Here is a 19,056-nt window from a genome sequence, read left to right as displayed (position 1 = left end):
CGTGAGGGGCCGTCCCCGAAGGATGTGACACCCCTCGGAAACGGCCCCTCACCCGCGCGGCCCCCGGCTCAGAGCGCTCCCTTGCGCCGCTCCCGGATCAGGAGATGGCCGAGATACGCCCCGCCGATCGCCATCGTGTAGATGCCCACGGGCAGATCCTCGAAGAGCGGCAGCTGCTGGGCGCAGAGATCCGCCGCCACCAGCAGCAGGGCCCCGGTCAGCGAGGCCAGCACCAGATGCGGCCCGGAGGCCCGGGTGATCCGCTTGGCGATCTGCGGAGCGGTCAGCGCGATGAACGCGATCGGCCCCGCCACGCTCACCGCCCCGGCCGACAGCACGATGGCGAGGAGGACCGCGAACGTCTTGGTGTTCCTCGGCTCCGAACCGAGCCCCTGGGCGATCTCGTCGCCCATCTCGCCGATGGCCAGCCGCCGCGCGATCAGCGCGGTCAGCGGGGCGGCGACCAGCAGGACCAGACCGATGGTGGTCGCGTCGTCCCAGGACCGCGAGTCCAGACTGCCGTTGACATAGGCGGTCAGCTCGGCCGCGCTGTCCCGTTTCATCGCGTACACGACGTACTGCGTCACGGCCGTGCAGATCGCCGCCACACCGATGCCGGCCACCACCAGCCGGGCCGGGTTGCGGAAGCCGGTGCCGGTCGAGACATAGACCAGCGCCATGGCGAGCACCCCGCCGACCAGGGCCCCGAGCGGCACGGTCACCGTGCCGGGCAGCATCAGCGCGGCGAGGGCCGCGCCCGCGCCCGCCCCCGCGCCGAGACCGATCACGTCCGGGCTGCCCAGCGGATTGCGGGTGGCGGACTGGAACAGCGCCCCCGACAGACCCAGCGCGCACCCGGTGCCCAGCGCCACTGTCAGCCGCGGGCCGCGCAGCCGCTCCAGGACGAACGCGTCCTTGCCCTCGGCCCCGCCGGTCAGCGCCTCGCCGAGACCGGAGAGTGGAATCCCGAGTCGGCCAAGCGACAGCGTGGCCGCCGAGCCCGCGACGATCAGGGCCAGCAGCACCAGCGCGGTGACGACGGAGACCCGCCGGACCGGCACGGCCACGACCCGGCCGACGGTGAGGAAGCCCTTCGGCGAGGCCGTGCGGGACGCGGCGCCCGGACCGGCGGGCACGGGCCCGGCCGGCTTCACGGCGGTCATGCGTTCCCCCTCATTCTGCGTACGGCGATGAGCAGCGCGGGAGCGCCGACGAACGCGGTCACGACCCCGACCATCAGCTCCTGCGGGCGCATCACCAGCCGGCCCACGACATCCGCGGCCAGCAGCAGCGCCGGGCCGACCACCGACGCGAAGACGATCTGCCGGCGGAAGTCCACCCCGACCACCGCCCGCACGATGTGCGGGACGGCCAGACCGACGAAGGCGATCGGGCCCACCGCCGCGGTGGCGGCGGCGCTGAGCAGGGTGGCGGCGAGCAGACCGCCCGTCCGCACCAACCAGGGGTTCGCCCCGAGCGCGGCGGCGGTCGCGTCCCCCAGGGCGAGCGCGTTGAGACCGCGCCCCAGCAGCAGCGCCAGCAGCAGGCCGACCGCCGCGAAGGGCAGCATCGACATCAGGACGCCGAAGTCCCGGCCGCCGAGCGCGCCCACCACCCAGTAGCGGTAGCTGTCGAACACCTGCGGCTTGCTGAGGGTCACCGCCTGGATGTACGCCATGAGCACGGCGGAGAGCACCGCCCCGGCCAGGACCAGCCGGACCTGGCTCCTGCTGGAGCCGACGGCGCCGACGGCCTGGACGACGAATCCGGCGAGCACCGCCCCGGGCAGCGCCCACCACATGGCGGCCGTGCTGCCGGTCGCGCCCCAGAAGGCCGTCGCGGTGACGATGCTCGCGGAAGCGCCCGCGTTGATGCCCAGCAGACCGGGCTCGGCCAGATGGTTGCGGGTCACGCCCTGCATGAGCGTGCCCGCGACCGCGAGACAGAGACCGGCCAGCACACCGAGCGCGGTCCGCGGATAGCGGCTCTCGACGATGGTGGCGGTCTGCGCGTCCGCGGCGCCCCGGAGCACGTCGACGACATCGCCGGGCGAGGTGGTCGAGCTGCCGAACATGACGCTCGCGGCCAGCGCGAGCGCCAGCAGGACGAGTCCGGCGATCATGCCGAACACCCGCCGAGCAGTGCCCGTGTCCCGGGCACTGCTCGGCGGTACGTGGGTGACGGTGGCCATCAGGCTGTGGTGTCCCCGGATCCTCGGTTACTTGCCGGCGGCGGCGACGGCCTTGTCGATCAGCGGCAGGTACCGGTCGATCGTCCACGGCACGGTGAGCGGGTTGATGATCGAGGAAGCCGTCACGAAGGCGTTGTTGTCGCCGACGACGACCGCGCCCTTCTTGACCGCGGGGATGCTCGCGTACAGCGGCTGCTTCTCGATCTCCTCACGGTTCTTCTCGTCGCTGTAGAACGTGAAGATCAGGTCGCTGTCCTTGAGCTTCCCGGCGTTCTCCAGACCGATGAGCGCCGAGTCGGTGCCCTTGGTCTCCTTGAAGCCGTTCACGACCGGGTCGACGGTCAGCCCCAGGGAGGAGACCATCTTGACCCGCTGCTCCTCGGGCTTGAAGACGCCGAGGGTGCCGGGGCCGGTGTTGTAGATGTACGAGAACTTCAGGTCCTTGTACTGCGGCCGGGTCTTGCCGGCGTCGGCCAGCTGCTTCTCGATCGTGCCGATGAGCTTCGGGGCCTGGTCGGCCTTGCCGAGCGCCTTGGAGACGATCTCGATCTGCTGGTCCCAGTTGGTGCTCCACGGCAGGTCCGGGTACGCGACCGTCGGGGCGATGTCCTTGAGGATGTCGTACTGCTTCTGCGTGACACCCGACCAGGGGGCGAGGATCAGATCGGGGTCGAGTTCGAGGATGGCCTCGGTGTCCAGCTCCTCGCCGCCGGTGAACTGCTTGGGGAGCTTCTCGCCCTTCTTGGTCACGGCCTCGTGGACCCACGGGAGGTAGCCGGTCTTGTCGCTGCCCCACGGGTAGCTCTCGATGCCCACCGGCGTGTGGCCGAGGGCGATCGCCGTCTCGGTCGAGCCCTGGCCGAGCGTGACGATCCGCTTGGGCTGCTCCTTGATCTCGGCGGTGCCGAGCGCGCTCTTGATGGAGACCGGGAACGCCCCGCCGCTCTTCTCGGCGGCGCCCTCGGACTTCTTGTCGCCGCCGTCGTCGGACGACGAGCAGCCGCCGACGGTGAGTACGACGGCGGTGGCGGTGGCCGCGGCGGCGAGCGCGCGGCGACCCACGCGAGTGAACCCGAGCATGGACGTTCCTCAAGATTGATGTGCAAGGCAGTCGACCCAAAGCCCGGATGAAAGGGATATTTATCCCCAAATACGGTCAGGTGGCAGCGGGTGATGGCGACACTGATCGACTTAGGCAAGCCTAAGCTACAAATCTCTCAACGTTCAACCGTCCCCCCGCGAGACGCACGGCACAGCCGATCCTGCCCGGTCCCCGTCCCGCCCCGTCCCGCCCCGTCCCGCCCCGTCCCGCCCCGTCCCGCCCCGTCCCGCCCCGTCGCCGGGCTCCGGCGACCGGAGGGGCGCGGGGCGGTCCGCCGGCGCGCGGTGGCGCATTGTCGCGGGGCGGCGATCGAGCGCCCGGACGTCCGCCCAGTTCGGCGGCGCGGACGGTGGGCCGATCCATTCGAACATGGCTGAAAACGCTGTCTGTTGGGGTTGATTCCCCCGCTCCGGCCTATGCCGGGCCCCGCCCGCTCCCTAGCATGGGCGTCTTACGGCTCCTCCTAACGACAGACACGGGTGAGTGCGGGATGCAGAACGAGTCGTGGCGCCCGGACGCCATCGACACGACGGTGCCCAGCGTGGCGCGAATGTACGACTACTACCTGGGAGGCAGCGACAACTACGAGTCGGACCGTGTGGCCTGCGAGGAACTGCTCACACAGGTCCCCAGCACCAAGGTCCTGGCGGTCAACAACCGCCGCTTCCTCCGGCGCGTGGTGCGCCTCCTGGCCAGCGAGTACGGCATACGCCAGTTCATCGACCACGGCTCCGGCCTGCCCACCCAGGACAACGTCCACCAGGTCGCCCAGGCCGTCGACCCCGCCTCCAGGGTGGTCTACGTCGACAACGACCCGATCGTCCTGGCCCACGGCCGGGCGCTGCTCGACGAGAACGACCGCACCGCGGTCATCCAGGCCGACATGCGGGACACCGACGGCATCTTCGGCCATGAGGAGACCGCCCGGCTGATCGACTTCGACCGGCCGGTCGCGGCGCTCTTCGTCTCGGTCCTCCACTGCATCCCGGACGAGAGCGATCCGGCCGGGCTGATCAGGCGGGTCGCGGAGCGGCTGGCGCCGGGCAGCTTCCTCGTCGTGTGCCAGCTGGTCAGCGAGCGTCCGGAGATCCGGAAGTTCGTCACCGACTTCATGGCCGAGGCCACCGGCGGCCACTGGGGCCGGGTGCGCGAGGAGCGCGAGGTCGCGGAGTACTTCACCGGCCTCAGCGTTCTGGAGCCCGGACTGGTCGAGGTGTCGACCTGGCGGCCGGACAACGATCTGGCGCCGGTGCAGCAGACGGACGAATGGCTCGAATGGGGCGGTGTGGCCCGACTGGGGTGACCGTCGCCCGGTCCCGCGCGCGACGTGGGACCGGGAGCTTCCTTCCCGTGCCGACGCGGAGCCGAGAGCTTCCCCGCGCCGACGCGCAGCCGGGAGCTTCCCCGCGCCGACGCGCAGCCGGGAGCTTCCCCGCGCCGGAGCGCGCCGCCCCGGCGGACCCGGCCCCGGGTCAGGACTCGCTCAGCCGCTTCCGCAGGATCTCCAGCGAGCGGGCCGGTGTGAGGGCGCAGGCGCCCAGCCGGTCCAGCATGTTCCGGTACTGCTCCACGACCGGCGGCTTCTGGGTGAACGTCGAGTCCGTCAGATGCTCGATGTAGACCGCGTCCTTGAGATCGCCCAGCGCGAAGCGCAGATAGGTGACGCCGGTGCCGACGCCGACCGCGGCCGACACGTCGAGCGGGGCGATCTGGAGGGTGATCCTCGGCCGCTCGACCAGCTTCAGCAGATGCTCCAGCTGCGCCCGCATGACCTCCGGGCCGCCCACCGTGCGCATCAGCACCGACTCGTCGATCACTGCCCACAGATGCGGCGCGTCCGGCTCGTCGAGATGGCGCTGCCGCTCCTGGCGCAGCTCGACCCGGCGCATGACCTCGTGCGGAAGCAGCTGGCCGGGCCCCGACCGGATCACCGCGCGCGTGTACGCGGAGGTCTGGAGCAGCCCCGGCACATAGAAGGGCTCATAGGTGCGGATACGTTCCGCCGCGCTCTCCAGCGCGACCAGCGGGGTGAAGAAGTCGGAGAGGACGTCGCTGAACGAGCGCCACCAGTCGGAGCGCCGCGACTGGTCCACCAGCCGCAGGAACTCCTCGACGCGCTCCTCGCTCTCGACCCCGTAGAGAGTCAGCAGCGCCAGCGCGTCGGCCTGTTTGCAGCCGTGTCGGCCGAGTTCGATCCGGCTGGTCTTCGAACGGGAGAAGCCGAGCCGGCCGTCGACGTCCGCCGGGTCCAGCCCGGCCGTGACGCGCAGCTCGCGCAGCTTTCCGCCCAGGATGAGCTTGAGGGCCGTCGGGTTCTGCTCCACCGCCCCCAGCGGTCGTAGGAACAACGACTCGTTCGGTTCGGCTGCGGCCATGGGGCGCTCCTGCGGACGCTCGGAAGATGCCAGTATCCACCACGGAACCGCCGGGGGCAGGGGGCCCGACGGCCCCAAAATGCTTTTCAGCCAATAAGGGTATCGAAGTCGCCACTTCGGGCGCCCGCGACGAAGGCCGCTATCTCGTCGCGCGTATAGACGAGGGCCGGTCCCTGCGGGTCCCGGGAGTTTCGCATGGCCACCGACCCGTCGGGCAGCGGGGCCAACTCCACGCAGTTTCCGGTCGCGTTGCTGTGGCTGCTCTTGGTCCACGCCGCAGAGTCCAGCGCACTCGCCCGCATGCCGTTGACGAAACGTTCCACTTGAACAGCCCCTTGCTCTTCGTACGGTCGATCGTTCTCCTTCAGAGTGCCGTGAATGCAATCCCATCTGCAATCCCAGATGCAATTGCATTCTCACGCGAGAGTCGACCATACTCGTCGCACGGTGACTCTCCCAGCGCCGAAGTCCGCATCCTCCAGGGGGACATGACCTGTGACGACCCACGTGTCGGCCTCATCGAGCACGAGCATCAGGGACGGTGCGGGAGCCTGCTCCGCCGCCTTCCCCCGGGATCGGGCGCTCGGCCCGACCGATGTGAGCGAGGTGCTGTGGGGGCTGGGGCGCGGGGCCGTCCCGGCCGGGTTCGCCGCGTGCGGCCTCGACGGGAATCTTCGCAACGCCCCGCAGGCGCGCCGCTTCGTCGCCGCGACCCTCGACAAATGGGCGCTGCCCGCCCTGGTCCCCGACGCCGCGCTCGTCGTCAGCGAGCTGGTCACCAACGCGGTCCAGCACGCGCTGGAGCCCGAGGCGGCCGGCCAGGGCGACTATCCGGTGTGGCTCGGGATGTTCCTCCACCCGGACGACGTCGTCTGCGCGGTCACCGACCCCAGCTCCCGGCCGCCGATGCCCCGGGTCGCCGACTCCCGCGCCCTCGGCGGCCGGGGACTGTCGCTGATCAGCGCGCTGAGCGCGAGCTGGTCGTGGTCGCTCACCCCGCCCCGGGGCAAGACGGTCTGGGCGACGCTGAACCGCCCGGCGTACGGCTGACCGACCCGCCCCGCGTACGGCCGACCGATCCGCCTCGTAGTTGGACGGACGGCCGCTCTTCCCGGTGATCCGTGCCGGGCTCCCGGCCTCAGACTCTCTCGTCGCCCTCCAGGAAGGTGCGGACGACCTCGATGTCCCCGATGCGCGAGGTGCTCACCCGCCGGGGATCGTCGCCCAGCACCACCAGATCGGCGCGCTTGCCCGCAGTGACGGTGCCCGCGCTCTCCTCCCAGCGGCAGGCGTACGCCGCGTCCACGGTGTACGCGCGCAGCGCCTCGTCCACGGTGACGGCCTCGGCCGGGCCGACGGTCCGGCCCGACAGCGAGGTCCGCTCCACCATGAACTGAATCGCCCGCAGGGGAGCCCCGTCGGCGACGGGCCGGTCCGAACTGCCGACGAGCCGCACCCCGTGGTCGAGGAATCCCCGGCCCCGGTAGAGCCAAGGGGCCCGCTCCGGCCCCATGATCGCCGAGTAGTCGTCCCCGAAGTGCCGCAGGAATGAGGGCTGGACGACGGCGGTCGCCCCCACCGAGGCGAACCTCGGCAGCTGGTCCGGGCGGACCAGACCCGCGTGCTCGATACGGTGCCGGGCGCCGGGCCGGGGCCGGAGCCGCTGGGCCCGCTCCAGGGCGTCCAGCGCGAGATCCACCGCGCGGTCGCCGATCGCGTGGACGGCGAGCTGCCAGCCCGCGAGATGTCCGTCCACGATGACATCCGCCAGCGGGCGGGCCGTCCGCTGAAGCCGCCCGGAGTTTCCGGAGCCCTCGTAAGGGCTGCTCAGCGCGGCCGTACGCGCCATCATGCCGCCGTCCATGAACACCTTGAGCGCGCCGAGCGAGAGCCGCCCCGAGCCGAAGCCCGTCCGCAGCCCGAGATCGATGGCGTACGAGGTGGTGTCCTCGGGCGCGGCCGTCACCGGGGCGAGGGCGTCGGCCGCCACCATCAGCTGAAGCCGCAGCGGCAGCCGGCCCGTCTCCAGGGCGAGCTGGACGGCCGCGCCCTCGATCGGGCCGTGGGCGAACAGTTCGCTGCCGACGCCCGCCTCGGCGCAGGCCGTCACCCCCTCGGAACGGCACACCCGCGCGGAGTCCCCGATCGCCGCCGCCAGCTCCTCCAGCGAGTGCGGGGGCCGGAGCCGGCGGGCCTCGGCCATCGACTCCTCGGCGAGGAAACCCTCCGTACGGACGGCGGCAGGCAGCAGCTCCATGATCGCGCCATTCACGACGCACCCGTGCCCGGAGATGTGCCCCAGGAGCACCTTGCGGCCCTCGCTCACCGAGTCCAGCTCGGCGGCGGTCAGATGGCGGCCGAGCGGGCGCTGGTCATAGCCGGACACATCCACCCAGGATCCCGGCGCGGAGTCCGCCACGGCGGCCGCGACGACGGCCAGCACATCGTCGGCCCGGGCGGACGGCGCGACGCTCGGGGACCGCCCCTTCAGCCCCGCCCACATCAGATGCACATGGCTGTCGATGAATCCCGGCAGCACCGTCGCGCCGTCGAGATCGAGGACGCGCCGGGCGGGCAGCGCGGACACCTCCTCGTCGAGCCCCACGATCAGCCCCCGCCAGATGCCGAGTTCCCGCGCGCGGGGGCGGGCCGGGTCCATCGTGACGATGTCGGCGTTGATGATCCTGGTGCAGAGCACGGGCGCATCCCTTCGGCGGGGCCGTCGCGGTCGCAGCCGGGCTTCGGGCGGCTGGAACCGATCGGATCGGTGGAGCCTGATGAAAGTCTGTGAGCCACAAGGATGATGAAAACCCGTCAGAGATCAACGAACTTTCCCGCCGGGGCGGCGTCACCCCTGAGCGACGACTATGCTTAGGTGAGGCTAACCTAAGAAGGTGTTCGAGTGGATGAGCGGCGAGAGGTCCCCCCGAGTCGGCTGCAGGCCTGGGCCGACGGAGTGGTCGCGGGCCTCGACGCACAGGAAGAGATCGACCAGTCCCTGCGCCGCGCCCTGAGGGGCGGCAAGCCGGATCTGCGCGAGGAGAACGCCTCGCGCATGGCCGACGCGCTGCGCGCGGCGGCGCTGGGGCTGAACCCGGCCGCCTGTGCCATGGCCGCGGGCGTCTCCGAGCGGCTGCTGCTCAACTGGCAGCGGGGGGATGAGGCGTTCGCGGCGGCGATGACGGCGGCGCGCGAGATGGCTCGCGCGCACGGCGCGGGGCCGCCCGCCGACGGGCTGAGTCCCACCGCGCTGCGGGTGCTGCTCGCCGCCCTGCGCGGCGGTGTGCTGCACGCTCCGGCGGCGGCCCTCGTCGGTATGTCCGGGCGGGCGCTGTACCGGCTGCGCCGGGAGAGCCCGGAGCTGGCGGCCCTGGTCGCGGCCGCGCGGCGGGCCCGGCCGAAGAAGGCGGACCGCCGGCGGCGGTCGAAGTACGAGCAGCGCTACCGGCTGGTGCCGATGGAGGAGGGCGGTCCGCCCGAGCCCTCCGGGCCCGGGCACGCTCCCGCCGCCGGTCCCGAGGTCGTGCCCGGGCTCCCCGCCCCGGCCCCGGACCGTGCCCGGCGGGTGCCCCGCGCCGCCGACGGCGCGTTCCGTCCGTCCCTTCCGTCCGTCGGCGAGCGCCCGGAGGCGTCCGTCGGGCCCGGACGCGCGACGGGTCTCTCCGGGGTGTGACGGCACCCGGCCGGGGCCGGGTGAAGCGGATGACCCGGGCCCGCGCCGATCGGTCGGCCCCGGTCCGGCCCCTGGCTCCGAGGCCGGATCCGGGAACCGCCGGGACTTGAGACCCGCCGGGCCTGGGGTCGGCGGGAGCCGGGACCCGCCGGAGCGCGGGCCCACCGGACGTGCGACCCGCCGGACGTGCGGGCCCGTCGGATGTGCGGGACCGGTCGGCCCCGGCTCCGCGACGGCCGCTCCGGACCGCTCTCCGGCGCGCCCTCACCCGTCGGACGCGCGCCCGGTCCGCCCCGTGCTCGGTGCCGCGAGTCCGTCGGCGGTGTGCGGACCGGGAGTTCGTCAGGGCCGGGCGGTGAGATAGCCCCCCATGGTCCGGAAGTAGTCGGCGGCCGCGTGCTCGGTCCCGTCGTCGGTCCGCACCCGCCGGATCAGCAGCCCCGGGCGCTCCCCGGAGCGCGCGTCCGCGCCCGCGACGACGACCACCCCGTCCCCCTCGCGGATGAAGATCCGGCCCGGGGTCCCTCCGTACCGCTTCCTCGACACCGCCGCCGAGACGATCCGCAGCCGTGCGCCGCGATGGTGGGTGAAGGCGTTGGGGTACGGGTCCGACTGGGCGCGCACCAGCCGTTCCAGGTCGGCGGCCGGCCAGTTCCAGTCGATTCGGCTGTCCTCGATCGCCCGCTTGTGGAAGAAGCTGGCCCGGGAGCGGTCCTGAGGAGTCCAGACCGCCGAGCCGGAGGCGATCAGATCGAGCGAGTCGCGGACGATCGGCCCGATGAGGTCGACCGTGCGGTGGAAGAGGTCCGTGGCGGTGTCGGCGGGTCCCACCGGCACCGACCGCTGTAAGAGCACGTCGCCGAGGTCGAGTTCGGCGTCCATGCGGTGCGCGGTGACGCCGACCTCGGGCTCGCCGTTGATCAGCGCCCAGATCAGCGGCGAGAAACCGCCGTACGACGGGAGGAGCGAGTCGTGCACATTGAGCGTGCCGTGCGGCGGCAGGTCGAAGACCTCGGGCGGCAGCCAGGTGCGCCAGTTGTTCGCCACGATGATGTCGGGACGCGCCTTCGCCAGCGCGTCCAGGAGTTCGGCGTCGTCCGGGCGGTTGCGCAGCAGTACCGGGACCCGGTGCGTCTCGGCCAGATCGGCCACCGAGTCGTCCCAGATCTTCTCGTACGCGTGGTCGCTCTTGGGGTGGGTGACGACGAGGACCACTTCGTGCTCGGAGTCCAGCAGGGCCTGCAAAGTGCGGTGACCCCAGGTCTGATAGCCGAACATGACGACCCGCATGCGAATCCTCCTCAGGACATTGCAAGGTAAGGCTAACCTTATCTAACATATGCCTGCTGAGGGAGGCGATGACGCGGTGAACACACTGCACAGTGGTTCGGGCACCATCTACGACGTTCTGGGGATCGGTTTCGGACCCTCGAATCTGGCCCTGGCGATCGCGGTCCGGGAGTACAACGCGCAAGTGGCCGAGGGGGATCGGATCCGGGCCGGGTTCCTGGAGAAGCAGCCGCGTTTCGGCTGGCACCGGGGCATGCTCATCGATGACGCGACCATGCAGGTGTCCTTCCTCAAAGACCTCGTCACCATGCGCGATCCGACCAGCGATTTCAGTTTTCTCTGCTATCTGCGTGAACGGGACCGGCTGGTCGACTTTCTCAATCAGAAAACGCTCTTTCCGCTGCGAATCGAGTTCCACGACTACTTCGAGTGGGCCGCCGCCCGGGTCGGCGAGCTGGTGGAGTACTCGGCGGAGGTCGTCTCGGTGAAACCGGTGACCGAACAGGGCGAGGTGCGCTGGTTCGACGTCACCAGCAGGGATCCCGCCGACGGCGGCCGGCTCACCGTCCGCCGGGCGCGCAGCCTCTGCGTCGCCACGGGCATGGAGCCGCGGCTTCCGCCGGGGACCGTGCTCTGCGACCGGGTCTGGCACAACAGCGAACTGATACCCCGGGTCGCCGGGCTCGTCGGCGGCGCGACCCCGGTGCGCCGCGCGGTGGTCCTCGGCGCGGGACAGAGCGCCGCCGAGGCCGTCGACTATCTGCACCGCAGCTTTCCCGACGCCGAGATCTGCTCGGTCTTCGCCAAGTACGGCTACACACCGGCCGACGACAGCCCCTTCGCCAACCGGATCTTCGACCCCGAGGCCGTCGACGTCTACTACGGCGCGCCGCGCGAGGTGAAGCGCTCCCTCTTCGACTACCACCGCTCCACCAACTACTCGGTGGTCGACATGGAATTGATCGAGGGGCTGTCGAGGACGATGTACCAGGAGAAGGTTCAGGGCCGGCAGCGGCTGCGCATGCTCAATGTCTCCCGTATCCGCGAGGTCTCGGCCGACGGCGACCGCCTCGGCATCACGGTCGAGTTCCTGCCGACGGGGGAGCGCGAGGTCCTCGAGGCCGATCTGCTGGTCCATGCCACCGGCTATCAGCCGCAGGGCATCGGCGAGCGCCTCGGCGAGATCGGCAAGCTCTGTCTGCGGGACGAGGAGGACGCGCTGCTCGTCGGGCGCGACCACCGGGTGGAGACCATCGCCCAGGTCACCTCGGACATCTATCTTCAGGGCGGCACCGAGCACACCCACGGCATCACCTCCACGCTGCTGTCCAACACGGCGGTGCGCGCGGGGGAGATCAGGGCCTCGCTGATCGCCCGGCGGGCGACGGAGGCCCGCTCGCGCGGCGCGGCCTGACCCCGCAGCGGCCGTGTCGGAGCCCGTGTCGGAGCGGGCTGTGGCGGAGCGCCCCGGACCGTGACGGGCTGTTCCGGAGCGAGCGGGCCGGACACAAGACCGGCCGGACACACGACCGGGCCCGGCCGCGCAGCGGCGGCCGGGCCCGGGGTTCAGCGGTGGATCAGTTGGCGTCGACCAGGTGGTGCGGGGGCACGGTCACCGTGCGCGCGCCCTTCTTGCCGCCCAGGACGACCTTGCGCAGCGCCGAGTTGTTGCTCGTGCTGGTCTCCTTGAGACGCTTCTCCGGGTTGGCCAGCACCTCGATGTAGTAGGTGCCGTTCGGCACGTCCGTGATGTCGAAGGACTGGTCCGGCGTCCCCTGGGTGTAGGTGTCGCCGGAGCCCACGTCCAGCTGCTGCTGGACGGAGATCGCGGTCTCCTCGCCACAGGCCTGCGAGAGGTTGGTGCCGGTCGGGTGCCAGTTGGCGTTCTTCACCGTGTAGTCCACGGCGTCGGTGTTGGCCAGGCAGAACGCCTCCTTGCCGGAGCGCACCGCCTTCTTCTTGTCGGCCGTCAACAGCTGGTAGCTGGCGAAGTCGGTGAAGTGCCAGTGGTCGTGGCCCTCGCGCGGGTCCCACTCCATGGTGCCGGAGGGGGTGTAGCCGACCTGCTTGCCCTTGGCGTCGTAGAAGTACTGGTACGCGTCCATCAGCTCCTTGCCGGGGGCGCGGAAGCCCTCGACGATGAGCTTGGCCGGTCCCGCGTTCCACACATTGGCGCTGAAGGCCAGCTCGTCCCGGCCGGGAGCGCCGCCGTCGGTGCCGTTGGTGGTGATGATGCCGAAGGCCGGCAGCGAGCGCAGGTCGGGCTTGGGCACATTCGGCACCTTCGCCTTGCCGGTCGGCCGCTTGGCGGCGGGCTTGTCGCCGGCCGCCATGCGCGAGCCGTCCGTCTGCCCTGCCTTGTCGCCCACGTTCGCCGCCGAGCGGGCGCCCTTCTTCAGGGCCCAGGGCAGCGCGGGCGGGGCCGGCGGGTACGGGCCGTGGCCCACGTTGTACGTGGGGGCGGTGCCGTTCGCCGCCTCGGCCAGGCTCGCCGGGGGCTGCGGCTCGCCGTGGCTCGCGTGGCCGGCGGCGTGGTGGTCGTGCGCGCCCGCGTTGGCGGAGCGCCCCTGCGGGCCGCCCGGCTCCTCCTTGTACTCCTCCACGTTCACCTTGACCGACTTGGCCTTGCCGGCGATGCCGAAGAGGTCGCGGTACTTCTTCGCGACGGTCACCTTGGCGGTGTAGGAGCCGGCGCCGAGCAGCGCGCGCTTCTGGTCGTAGTGGCCCGAGAAGGTGTTGGCCGCCCAGCCCTTCTCGACGCCCCACACGGAGCCGAGGGTGAAGGGGTTGGCCGGACAGCTCTGCGGGTAGCGCGACTTGACCGGCGCGTCGTGGCTGATCCGCCCGGAGGCGTTGTTCGGGCAGAAGTCCTGGCTGCCGGTGAACACCGTCTTGCCCGAGGCGTCGGAGACGCTCACGTCGAGGAACCCGGGCAGCCCCCGGAAGTCCTTGACCAGGCCCTTGGGCAGGTTCTTGACGCGCTTCTTCTTGCCCTCGTGGATGATCTGCTGGGCGATGACCGGGTCCTTGTACGACTTGCGCGTCACCTTCAGCTCGAACGGCGAGCCCTGGGCGCCGACATAGGTGCCGAGGTCCAGCAGGACGCCGTTGTACTGCGGGTAGTCGGGGTCGTCCGGGTACCGGGTCAGATTGACCGAGGCGGTCGCGGTGACAAGGCTGAGCTTCGGATTCGGGGCGGCCGCGGCCGCCGTCCTGCCCTCGGGCGCGGCGGCGACGACGCCGGCGGTGACGGCGATCGCCGCCGAGGCGGCCAGTGCCGAACGCCAGATGCGGGTACGTGGAGTTCTGGTCATCGTTCCTCTGCTGATGCGAGTGCCCTGGGGCGGGAGTGACGGCGGCGCACGGGCGGCCGGCCGGACGAACCCGCCCGACGGCGCCGATATCGCGTGATCTCGTGGCCTGTGCCGTAAGAGAGGGAGATAATTCCCCCAGGGTTGTCTGACCTTCGACAACTCATCCATCGTTGGCCGGAATTGATTGCTTCCTCTGGGAACGCGCCATGTGATTCCCTTTGCCCCGCACGATGGATCCGGTTCTGCTACAGAGGCGTTTCCGCCGCCCCGGCCGTCCGGTGTTCCGCTCAGTCCGTCAGCCCCGGCGCGCCCCACACCGGGAACCAGCGCGACAGATCGGCCTCCATCGGCAGATCGTCCGCCAGCAGCGCCTTGAGCTGGATCTCCAGCGCGTTGTCCCTCCGCTCCGCCGCCCCGGGCAGCGGGGCGAAGGGATAGAAGGTGCCGCGCTTGTAGAGATAGACCAGCGCCAGCGCCCGATCGCCCGCTGCCGCCCGGAAACCGATCAGGGAGCACAGCAGCTGCGGGCCGAAGCCCGCCTCCTCCAGCAGGGTGTTCACCGCGTGCAGATCATTGACCAGCGAGACCGTGTCGGCGGCCGGCCGGCGGGCGAGCAGCCAGGTGTAGCCGTAGCCGTCCTGGCTGAAGGAGACCGGGACGCCGCCCTGCCCGGAGCCGGGTTCGGCGGCGGTGTCCAGCAGCTCCCGCACCTCCGTACGGAGCCGGCCGAAGGCGCCGCCCTCGACACTGGCGAAACAGACCGACCCGGCCCCGGTGGGAAGGAGGTCCGCCCCGGCCTCCAGGGTGATCGCCGCGCCGGGCAGCCCGAAGAGCCGGTCGAGATCGGGCCGCACCGGCTTGCTGCGGCCGAGGATGACATCGAGGAGTCCCATGCCGGCCCCGTCACGGACGGGACAGCCGGGCCGATATCCGGCCCAGCTGGTCCAGACGCTGTTCCAGCGTCGGGTGGGAGGACAGCACCCGGGCGAGGCTCTCCCGTGAGGAGAACGCGGGCGCGAACCAGAACGCGTTGTACGGCTCCGCCTGGCGCAGATCGCGCGTCGGGATCCGCGCCATCTCGCCGGTCACCTTGGTCAGCGCCGACGCCAGCGCGGAGGGCCGGCCGGTCAGCAGCGCCGCCGCCCGGTCGGCGGACAGCTCGCGATAGCGCGACAGCAGCCGGGTCAGCAGAAAGCTGATCGCGTACACCACCGCGCTGATCAGCGGGATCAGCGCCACGGCGATCGCCGTCCCGCTGTCGCGCCCGGCCCGGCTGAGCCCGCCGTACAGCGAGAAGCGGGTGATCAGCCCGGCGAGGACGCCCAGGAAGGAGGCGATGGTCATCACGGCCACATCGCGGTGGGCCACATGCGACAGCTCATGGGCGAGGACGCCCTCCAGCTCCTCCGGCTCCAGCCGTCGCAGCAGCCCCGTGGTGGCGCACACCAGGGCGGTCTTCTGGCTCCGGCCGGTGGCGAACGCGTTCGGCACATCACTGTCCGCGATCGCCACCCGGGGCTTGGGCATATCGGCGAGGGCGCAGATCCGGTCCACCGCCCCATGGAGTTCGGGCGCCTGCTCGGGGGTGACCTCGCGGGCCCCCATACCGCGCGCGGCGATCTTGTCGCTGAACCAGAACTGGGCGATGAACAGCCCGCCCGAGATCACCAGGATGATGGGCCACGCGCCGCGCATGAGCGCGAGCAGCACCCCCACGAAGACCACGTAGAGGAGTCCGATCAGGAACATGGTGGTCACCATGCGCGTGGTGAGCCCCTGGTCCGGGGCGTATCGGGACCGGGTCCGGCGGGCTGCCATCTGATCACCTTCCGGCAGAGCGTTGCACTGCCCCCACCCTCGATTGTGCCCCTTCATCGCGTGTGTGCGGATATGGGGTATTCGGGGGGCGGTACGTCACTCCCGGTCCCGGGGGCGGCGCGCGCGGTGATCAGGTCCCGGCGGTGATCTTCGCGATGAAGGCGTCGAGATGGCCCATGGCGCGGGCGATCCTCTCCTCCAGGCTCAGCGACTCCTCGTACTGGCCGGTCCGCAGATGAGGCTGCCGCTTGCCGCGCAGATAGAGCGAGCAGGCGAGATCGGAGCAGAGATAGACGCCGACGGTGTTCCCGTCCCGGCCGCCCGCGCCCGCGAGCGGGGCCACCAGCAGGGAGACGCCGGACGAGGCGTGCCCGGTCAGGCAGATGGCGCAGAGGCTGGACTTGACGGCGCTGGTCCGCCGGGCCGCGGGCACCCGCAGCGTGATGCCGACCGGGCCGGTCTCCCGGGGGACCACCAGATGCGCGCGCAGGGGCGCTCCCGGATCGGTCCAGCCGACGAAGTCCAGGTCGGGCCAGGGCAGCTCGGCGAAGTCCAGCGGCAGCCGGAGCCGTTTCGCCTCTCCCTTCGAGCAGTTCACGAAGGAGGAGCGGATCTGTTTCTCGGTGAGCGGTTCCATCCGGTGGACCGTACACAGGTCCACCGGCGGCGGCATCCGGATTTCCGGCCGCCGCCCCGCGCCGGGGCGGCGGCCGAAGGATGCGGACGGATCAGACGTTGGGCACCTTCAGCCGGTCCCAGCTCGTCTTCCCCGGAACTCCGTCGGCGGCCGCGCCCGTGTAACCGAGCTTGCGCTGCCAGGCGGCGTAAGACTTCCGGTCGGCCTCGCTCCACGACGGACCGGGGCCCACTTCGTAACGACCGCATCCCACCGCCACCAGCCGTTTTCCCATCGCCGTGATGATCGCGCTGCGCCGCCCCGAGGCGAAGAACGCGGCGCCGGGGAACGGCTCGTACTTCGCCGCCGGCTTCGCGGGCTTCGCCGGTTTGGCCGGTTTCGCGGGCTTGGCCGGAGCCGGTTTCGCGGCGGCCAGGCGCTCCTTGATCCGGGCGCGCATCGACTCCATCGTGAACCCGCGCGGGTCGATCTTCCCGGGCTGCCACTCCTTGTGCGCGATCACCGAGCGCTGGGACCAGCCGTGCTCACGACAGAGCGCCGCCGACGCCTTCTCGATGGCCTCCAGCTGGACGGCGGGCCACGGGTCCTTCCCGTCGCCGAGGTTGATGCACTCGAAGCCGTAGAAATAGCGATTGCCGTCGGTGTCCGCGTCATTGTCGGCGGGCAGCGCCGCCTCGGCGATCACCGCGCGCAGTACGTCGCCGTCGCCCAGACCCGCGTGATTGGCCCGGCCGTGGCCGACCAGATGGACCGATCCGTCCTTGGCTATGACCCCGTGGCAGAGCGGACCCGGCAGGCTGGAGTGGCCGTTGTAACACAGCTCCACCGAGTTCGCGGTGCCGGAGGTGACGGTGTGATGGATCATCACCCCGTGCACCGGACCCCAGGGGCCCTTGTGATTCCGGTTGTGCGTGCGCCAGCTGCGGTGCTCGACCACCCGCAGACCCTCGTCGCGGAGGATCTTCACCAGTCTCGCGGCGGTCAGTGGTGTCGCCATACGTCGTGCTCCTTCTTCCGGTTGCGTCGGTCAGCCGTCGGACTGTCCTTGATCGTTATGCCCCGTCTCAGGTGTCTGTGAACCGCTTTCCGCCGGGGCGTCGCCTTGTGGGGCCAACGTGTTCTCCGCGGCGTTTGTCTCCGCCTCAGCGGCCTCTTCCGTAGCGAGCGCCCGGGCGTCGGCGGCGGGCAGCGGGAGGGCCGACGGCCCGAACGCCAGCCGCAGATCGGCGACCGAGCCCTCGCCCAGTACCCACGCCAGCGGCGCGTAGTGCACCCGGATCCCGTGCGGCGACCGCAGCAGCGGCCGGCGGGCCGGATCCACGGGCCATTCGACGTCGCCCGTCGCGGTCCGCGCGGCGACCGTCCAGAAGTCTCCCGGGCGATAGCTCCCGCCCGGCTCGAACCACACCTGGACGCCGTCCTCCAGCGGCAGCCAGCCGCCCTCCTCCACCGGGAGCGCGCCGCGCCGCAGCCGGACCGTGCCGCGCGCCCCCGCGCCCGCGGGCCGCGCGCCCGGACGGTGGTCCCAGCGCCGCAGAAACGGACGGAGTTCGGGCCGCCGCCCCACCGACGGGTGCGGCTCGGCGGAGAGCCGCACCCGCCGGCCGGGCAGATCGACCTCCTCCACCCGCAGCAGCGGCAGAGCCTCACCCCGGCTCACCGAGGCCGTGTCCGACCACTCGACCCAGTCGCCCACCTGGAGACCGAGCCGGTCGTCCCCGGCCGGCGAGGCCAGCTCCGCCCAGACGCCGTCGAGCCCGTCGACGGCGAGGGCCACCGAACCGTTCTCCCGCGACCACTTGTACGTCGCCTCCCCGGCCGCGCCGCCCTCGTGGATCTCCACCCGGTACAGCTGGTTCTCCGGCCCCCGGTAGCGCGAGTCGGGACCCACCGGGCACGGATCGTCGTCGGCGTGGCCGGGGCGCTCGCTGCGGGCCGCCAGCCGCCCGGTCGCGGCCTGCCGGGCCGCCCAGTCGGCGAACGCCGCCCGGATCCGGTCCTTGTCCGCGCCGTCCTCCAGCCCCAGCCGGTCGCCCGGCAGCGGCAGCACCTGCCAGACCACCTTCAGCCGGGCCGTCGTGTCCGGTGCCGCCGACCCCAGCGCCACCTCCCGCAGCAGCGGATCCTCGACCGCCGTGACCGAGCGCTCCCACACCTTCAGAAAGACCAGATACGGGAACCGGCCCGGCAGCCGGTCGCCGGGGCGCTCCGGGTCCCGGTGGCCGTCGGGCTGGTCCCAGTACGTCCAGGTCGCCGGGGCGGCCGGACCCGCCGGCGCCGTCGCCGCCGGCGGGAGGGGCCCGGCTCCCGCGTCCCCCGCGGCCGCCCCGCCGGCCACCGCCGTGCCCGGCTCCGGCCGGGTGGCGTCCAGCAGGATGCCGTCGACGTAGTACCGGCCGCCCCCGATGGACAGATCGTCCAGCTCCCGGCCGCGGCCCTCGAAGCCCACCGCGAAGCCGGTCGCCCCGCTCGGCCCGCCGTGCTGCCCGATGAGATCGGCCGCCAGCGTCCGGGCCCGCGCCAGCTCGATCGCCGTCTGTTCGTTCGCGTCGGCGTCGAGCTGCACCCGCCCCTGCTGGGCGATCACCGCCGAGTAGTGCCGGTCCGGCCGGAAGGTGGCGCGGGAGATGTCTGCGTGCATGGAAGGGGTCCCCCT

The 19,056-nt window shown here is 71.7% G+C and carries 17 protein-coding genes; 4 read left to right on the top strand and 13 right to left on the bottom strand.

The window, feature by feature from the left end; genetic code table 11:
* Nucleotides 1-68: 68 nt before the first annotated feature.
* Genes ACF089_RS21135 through ACF089_RS21125 form a run of 3 tightly spaced genes read right to left on the bottom strand, consistent with a single transcriptional unit; the run spans nucleotide 69 to nucleotide 3,271 of the window.
* Nucleotides 69-1,163 (bottom strand): FecCD family ABC transporter permease, encoded by a 1,095-nt coding sequence (locus tag ACF089_RS21135; protein WP_392028680.1) that lies wholly within the window; start codon nucleotides 1,161-1,163, stop codon nucleotides 69-71.
* Nucleotides 1,160-2,191, bottom strand: coding sequence for a FecCD family ABC transporter permease (locus ACF089_RS21130; protein WP_392028678.1), 1,032 nt, complete (start codon nucleotides 2,189-2,191; stop codon nucleotides 1,160-1,162). Before ACF089_RS21130 ends, ACF089_RS21135 begins: the two co-directional genes overlap by 4 nt.
* Before the next feature lie 27 nt (nucleotides 2,192-2,218).
* Complete coding sequence (locus tag ACF089_RS21125; RefSeq protein WP_392028676.1) at nucleotides 2,219-3,271, bottom strand: iron-siderophore ABC transporter substrate-binding protein; 1,053 nt, start codon at nucleotides 3,269-3,271, stop codon at nucleotides 2,219-2,221.
* 512 nt (nucleotides 3,272-3,783) lie between these two features.
* Here ACF089_RS21125 and ACF089_RS21120 point away from each other — a divergent pair.
* Nucleotides 3,784-4,596, top strand: coding sequence for an SAM-dependent methyltransferase (locus ACF089_RS21120; RefSeq protein WP_392028674.1), 813 nt, complete (start codon nucleotides 3,784-3,786; stop codon nucleotides 4,594-4,596).
* 169 nt (nucleotides 4,597-4,765) lie between these two features.
* On the opposite strand, the gene ACF089_RS21115 is transcribed toward ACF089_RS21120, so the two are convergent.
* A complete protein-coding gene (locus ACF089_RS21115; RefSeq protein WP_392028672.1) occupies nucleotides 4,766-5,668 on the bottom strand; it encodes a helix-turn-helix domain-containing protein in 903 nt (300 codons plus the stop codon).
* 86 nt (nucleotides 5,669-5,754) lie between these two features.
* Nucleotides 5,755-5,970 (bottom strand): DUF397 domain-containing protein, encoded by a 216-nt coding sequence (locus tag ACF089_RS21110; protein WP_392028939.1) that lies wholly within the window; start codon nucleotides 5,968-5,970, stop codon nucleotides 5,755-5,757.
* A gap of 193 nt (nucleotides 5,971-6,163) precedes the next feature.
* Here ACF089_RS21110 and ACF089_RS21105 point away from each other — a divergent pair, with 193 nt between their 5' ends.
* Nucleotides 6,164-6,718, top strand: coding sequence for an ATP-binding protein (locus tag ACF089_RS21105; RefSeq protein WP_392028670.1), 555 nt, complete (start codon nucleotides 6,164-6,166; stop codon nucleotides 6,716-6,718).
* Between the two features lie 88 nt (nucleotides 6,719-6,806).
* Here the strand turns inward: ACF089_RS21105 and ACF089_RS21100 are convergent, their stop codons facing one another.
* Nucleotides 6,807-8,366, bottom strand: a complete 1,560-nt coding sequence (locus ACF089_RS21100) for an amidohydrolase (RefSeq protein WP_392028669.1) — start codon at nucleotides 8,364-8,366, stop codon at nucleotides 6,807-6,809.
* A gap of 204 nt (nucleotides 8,367-8,570) precedes the next feature.
* Here ACF089_RS21100 and ACF089_RS21095 point away from each other — a divergent pair, with 204 nt between their 5' ends.
* Nucleotides 8,571-9,341 carry a hypothetical protein gene (locus ACF089_RS21095; protein WP_392028667.1) on the top strand — a complete coding sequence of 257 codons (771 nt, stop codon included), beginning with the start codon at nucleotides 8,571-8,573 and terminating at the stop codon, nucleotides 9,339-9,341.
* Between the two features lie 342 nt (nucleotides 9,342-9,683).
* On the opposite strand, the gene ACF089_RS21090 is transcribed toward ACF089_RS21095, so the two are convergent.
* On the bottom strand, nucleotides 9,684-10,631 hold the full coding sequence (locus ACF089_RS21090; RefSeq protein ID WP_392028665.1) for a methionyl-tRNA formyltransferase: 948 nt from the start codon (nucleotides 10,629-10,631) through the stop codon (nucleotides 9,684-9,686).
* 49 nt (nucleotides 10,632-10,680) lie between these two features.
* Between ACF089_RS21090 and ACF089_RS21085 the strand changes: the two genes are divergently transcribed.
* Nucleotides 10,681-12,045, top strand: coding sequence for a lysine N(6)-hydroxylase/L-ornithine N(5)-oxygenase family protein (locus ACF089_RS21085; protein WP_392028663.1), 1,365 nt, complete (start codon nucleotides 10,681-10,683; stop codon nucleotides 12,043-12,045).
* A gap of 163 nt (nucleotides 12,046-12,208) precedes the next feature.
* On the opposite strand, the gene ACF089_RS21080 is transcribed toward ACF089_RS21085, so the two are convergent.
* From ACF089_RS21080 to ACF089_RS21055, 6 genes are all read right to left on the bottom strand, one after another.
* Entirely contained in the window at nucleotides 12,209-13,945 is a 1,737-nt protein-coding gene (locus ACF089_RS21080; protein WP_392028661.1) for a lysyl oxidase family protein, read from the bottom strand.
* 287 nt (nucleotides 13,946-14,232) lie between these two features.
* Nucleotides 14,233-14,838: a hypothetical protein gene (locus ACF089_RS21075; RefSeq protein ID WP_392028659.1), complete on the bottom strand. Its 606-nt coding sequence runs from the start codon at nucleotides 14,836-14,838 to the stop codon at nucleotides 14,233-14,235.
* A 10-nt stretch (nucleotides 14,839-14,848) separates the two neighbouring features.
* Nucleotides 14,849-15,763, bottom strand: a complete 915-nt coding sequence (gene htpX, locus ACF089_RS21070; RefSeq protein ID WP_392028657.1) for a zinc metalloprotease HtpX — start codon at nucleotides 15,761-15,763, stop codon at nucleotides 14,849-14,851.
* 130 nt (nucleotides 15,764-15,893) lie between these two features.
* Entirely contained in the window at nucleotides 15,894-16,400 is a 507-nt protein-coding gene (locus ACF089_RS21065; protein WP_392028655.1) for an FBP domain-containing protein, read from the bottom strand.
* Nucleotides 16,401-16,491: 91 nt separating this feature from the next.
* On the bottom strand, nucleotides 16,492-17,397 hold the full coding sequence (locus tag ACF089_RS21060) for a peptidoglycan-binding protein (protein ID WP_392028653.1): 906 nt from the start codon (nucleotides 17,395-17,397) through the stop codon (nucleotides 16,492-16,494).
* Nucleotides 17,398-17,427: 30 nt separating this feature from the next.
* Nucleotides 17,428-19,041: a DUF6519 domain-containing protein gene (locus tag ACF089_RS21055; RefSeq protein ID WP_392028651.1), complete on the bottom strand. Its 1,614-nt coding sequence runs from the start codon at nucleotides 19,039-19,041 to the stop codon at nucleotides 17,428-17,430.
* Nucleotides 19,042-19,056: the final 15 nt, after the last annotated feature.

It is taken from the genome of Streptomyces sp. NPDC014894 (assembly GCF_043080985.1).
GTDB lineage: Bacteria > Actinomycetota > Actinomycetes > Streptomycetales > Streptomycetaceae > Streptomyces.
This window is presented reverse-complemented; position numbering and strand designations above follow the sequence as displayed.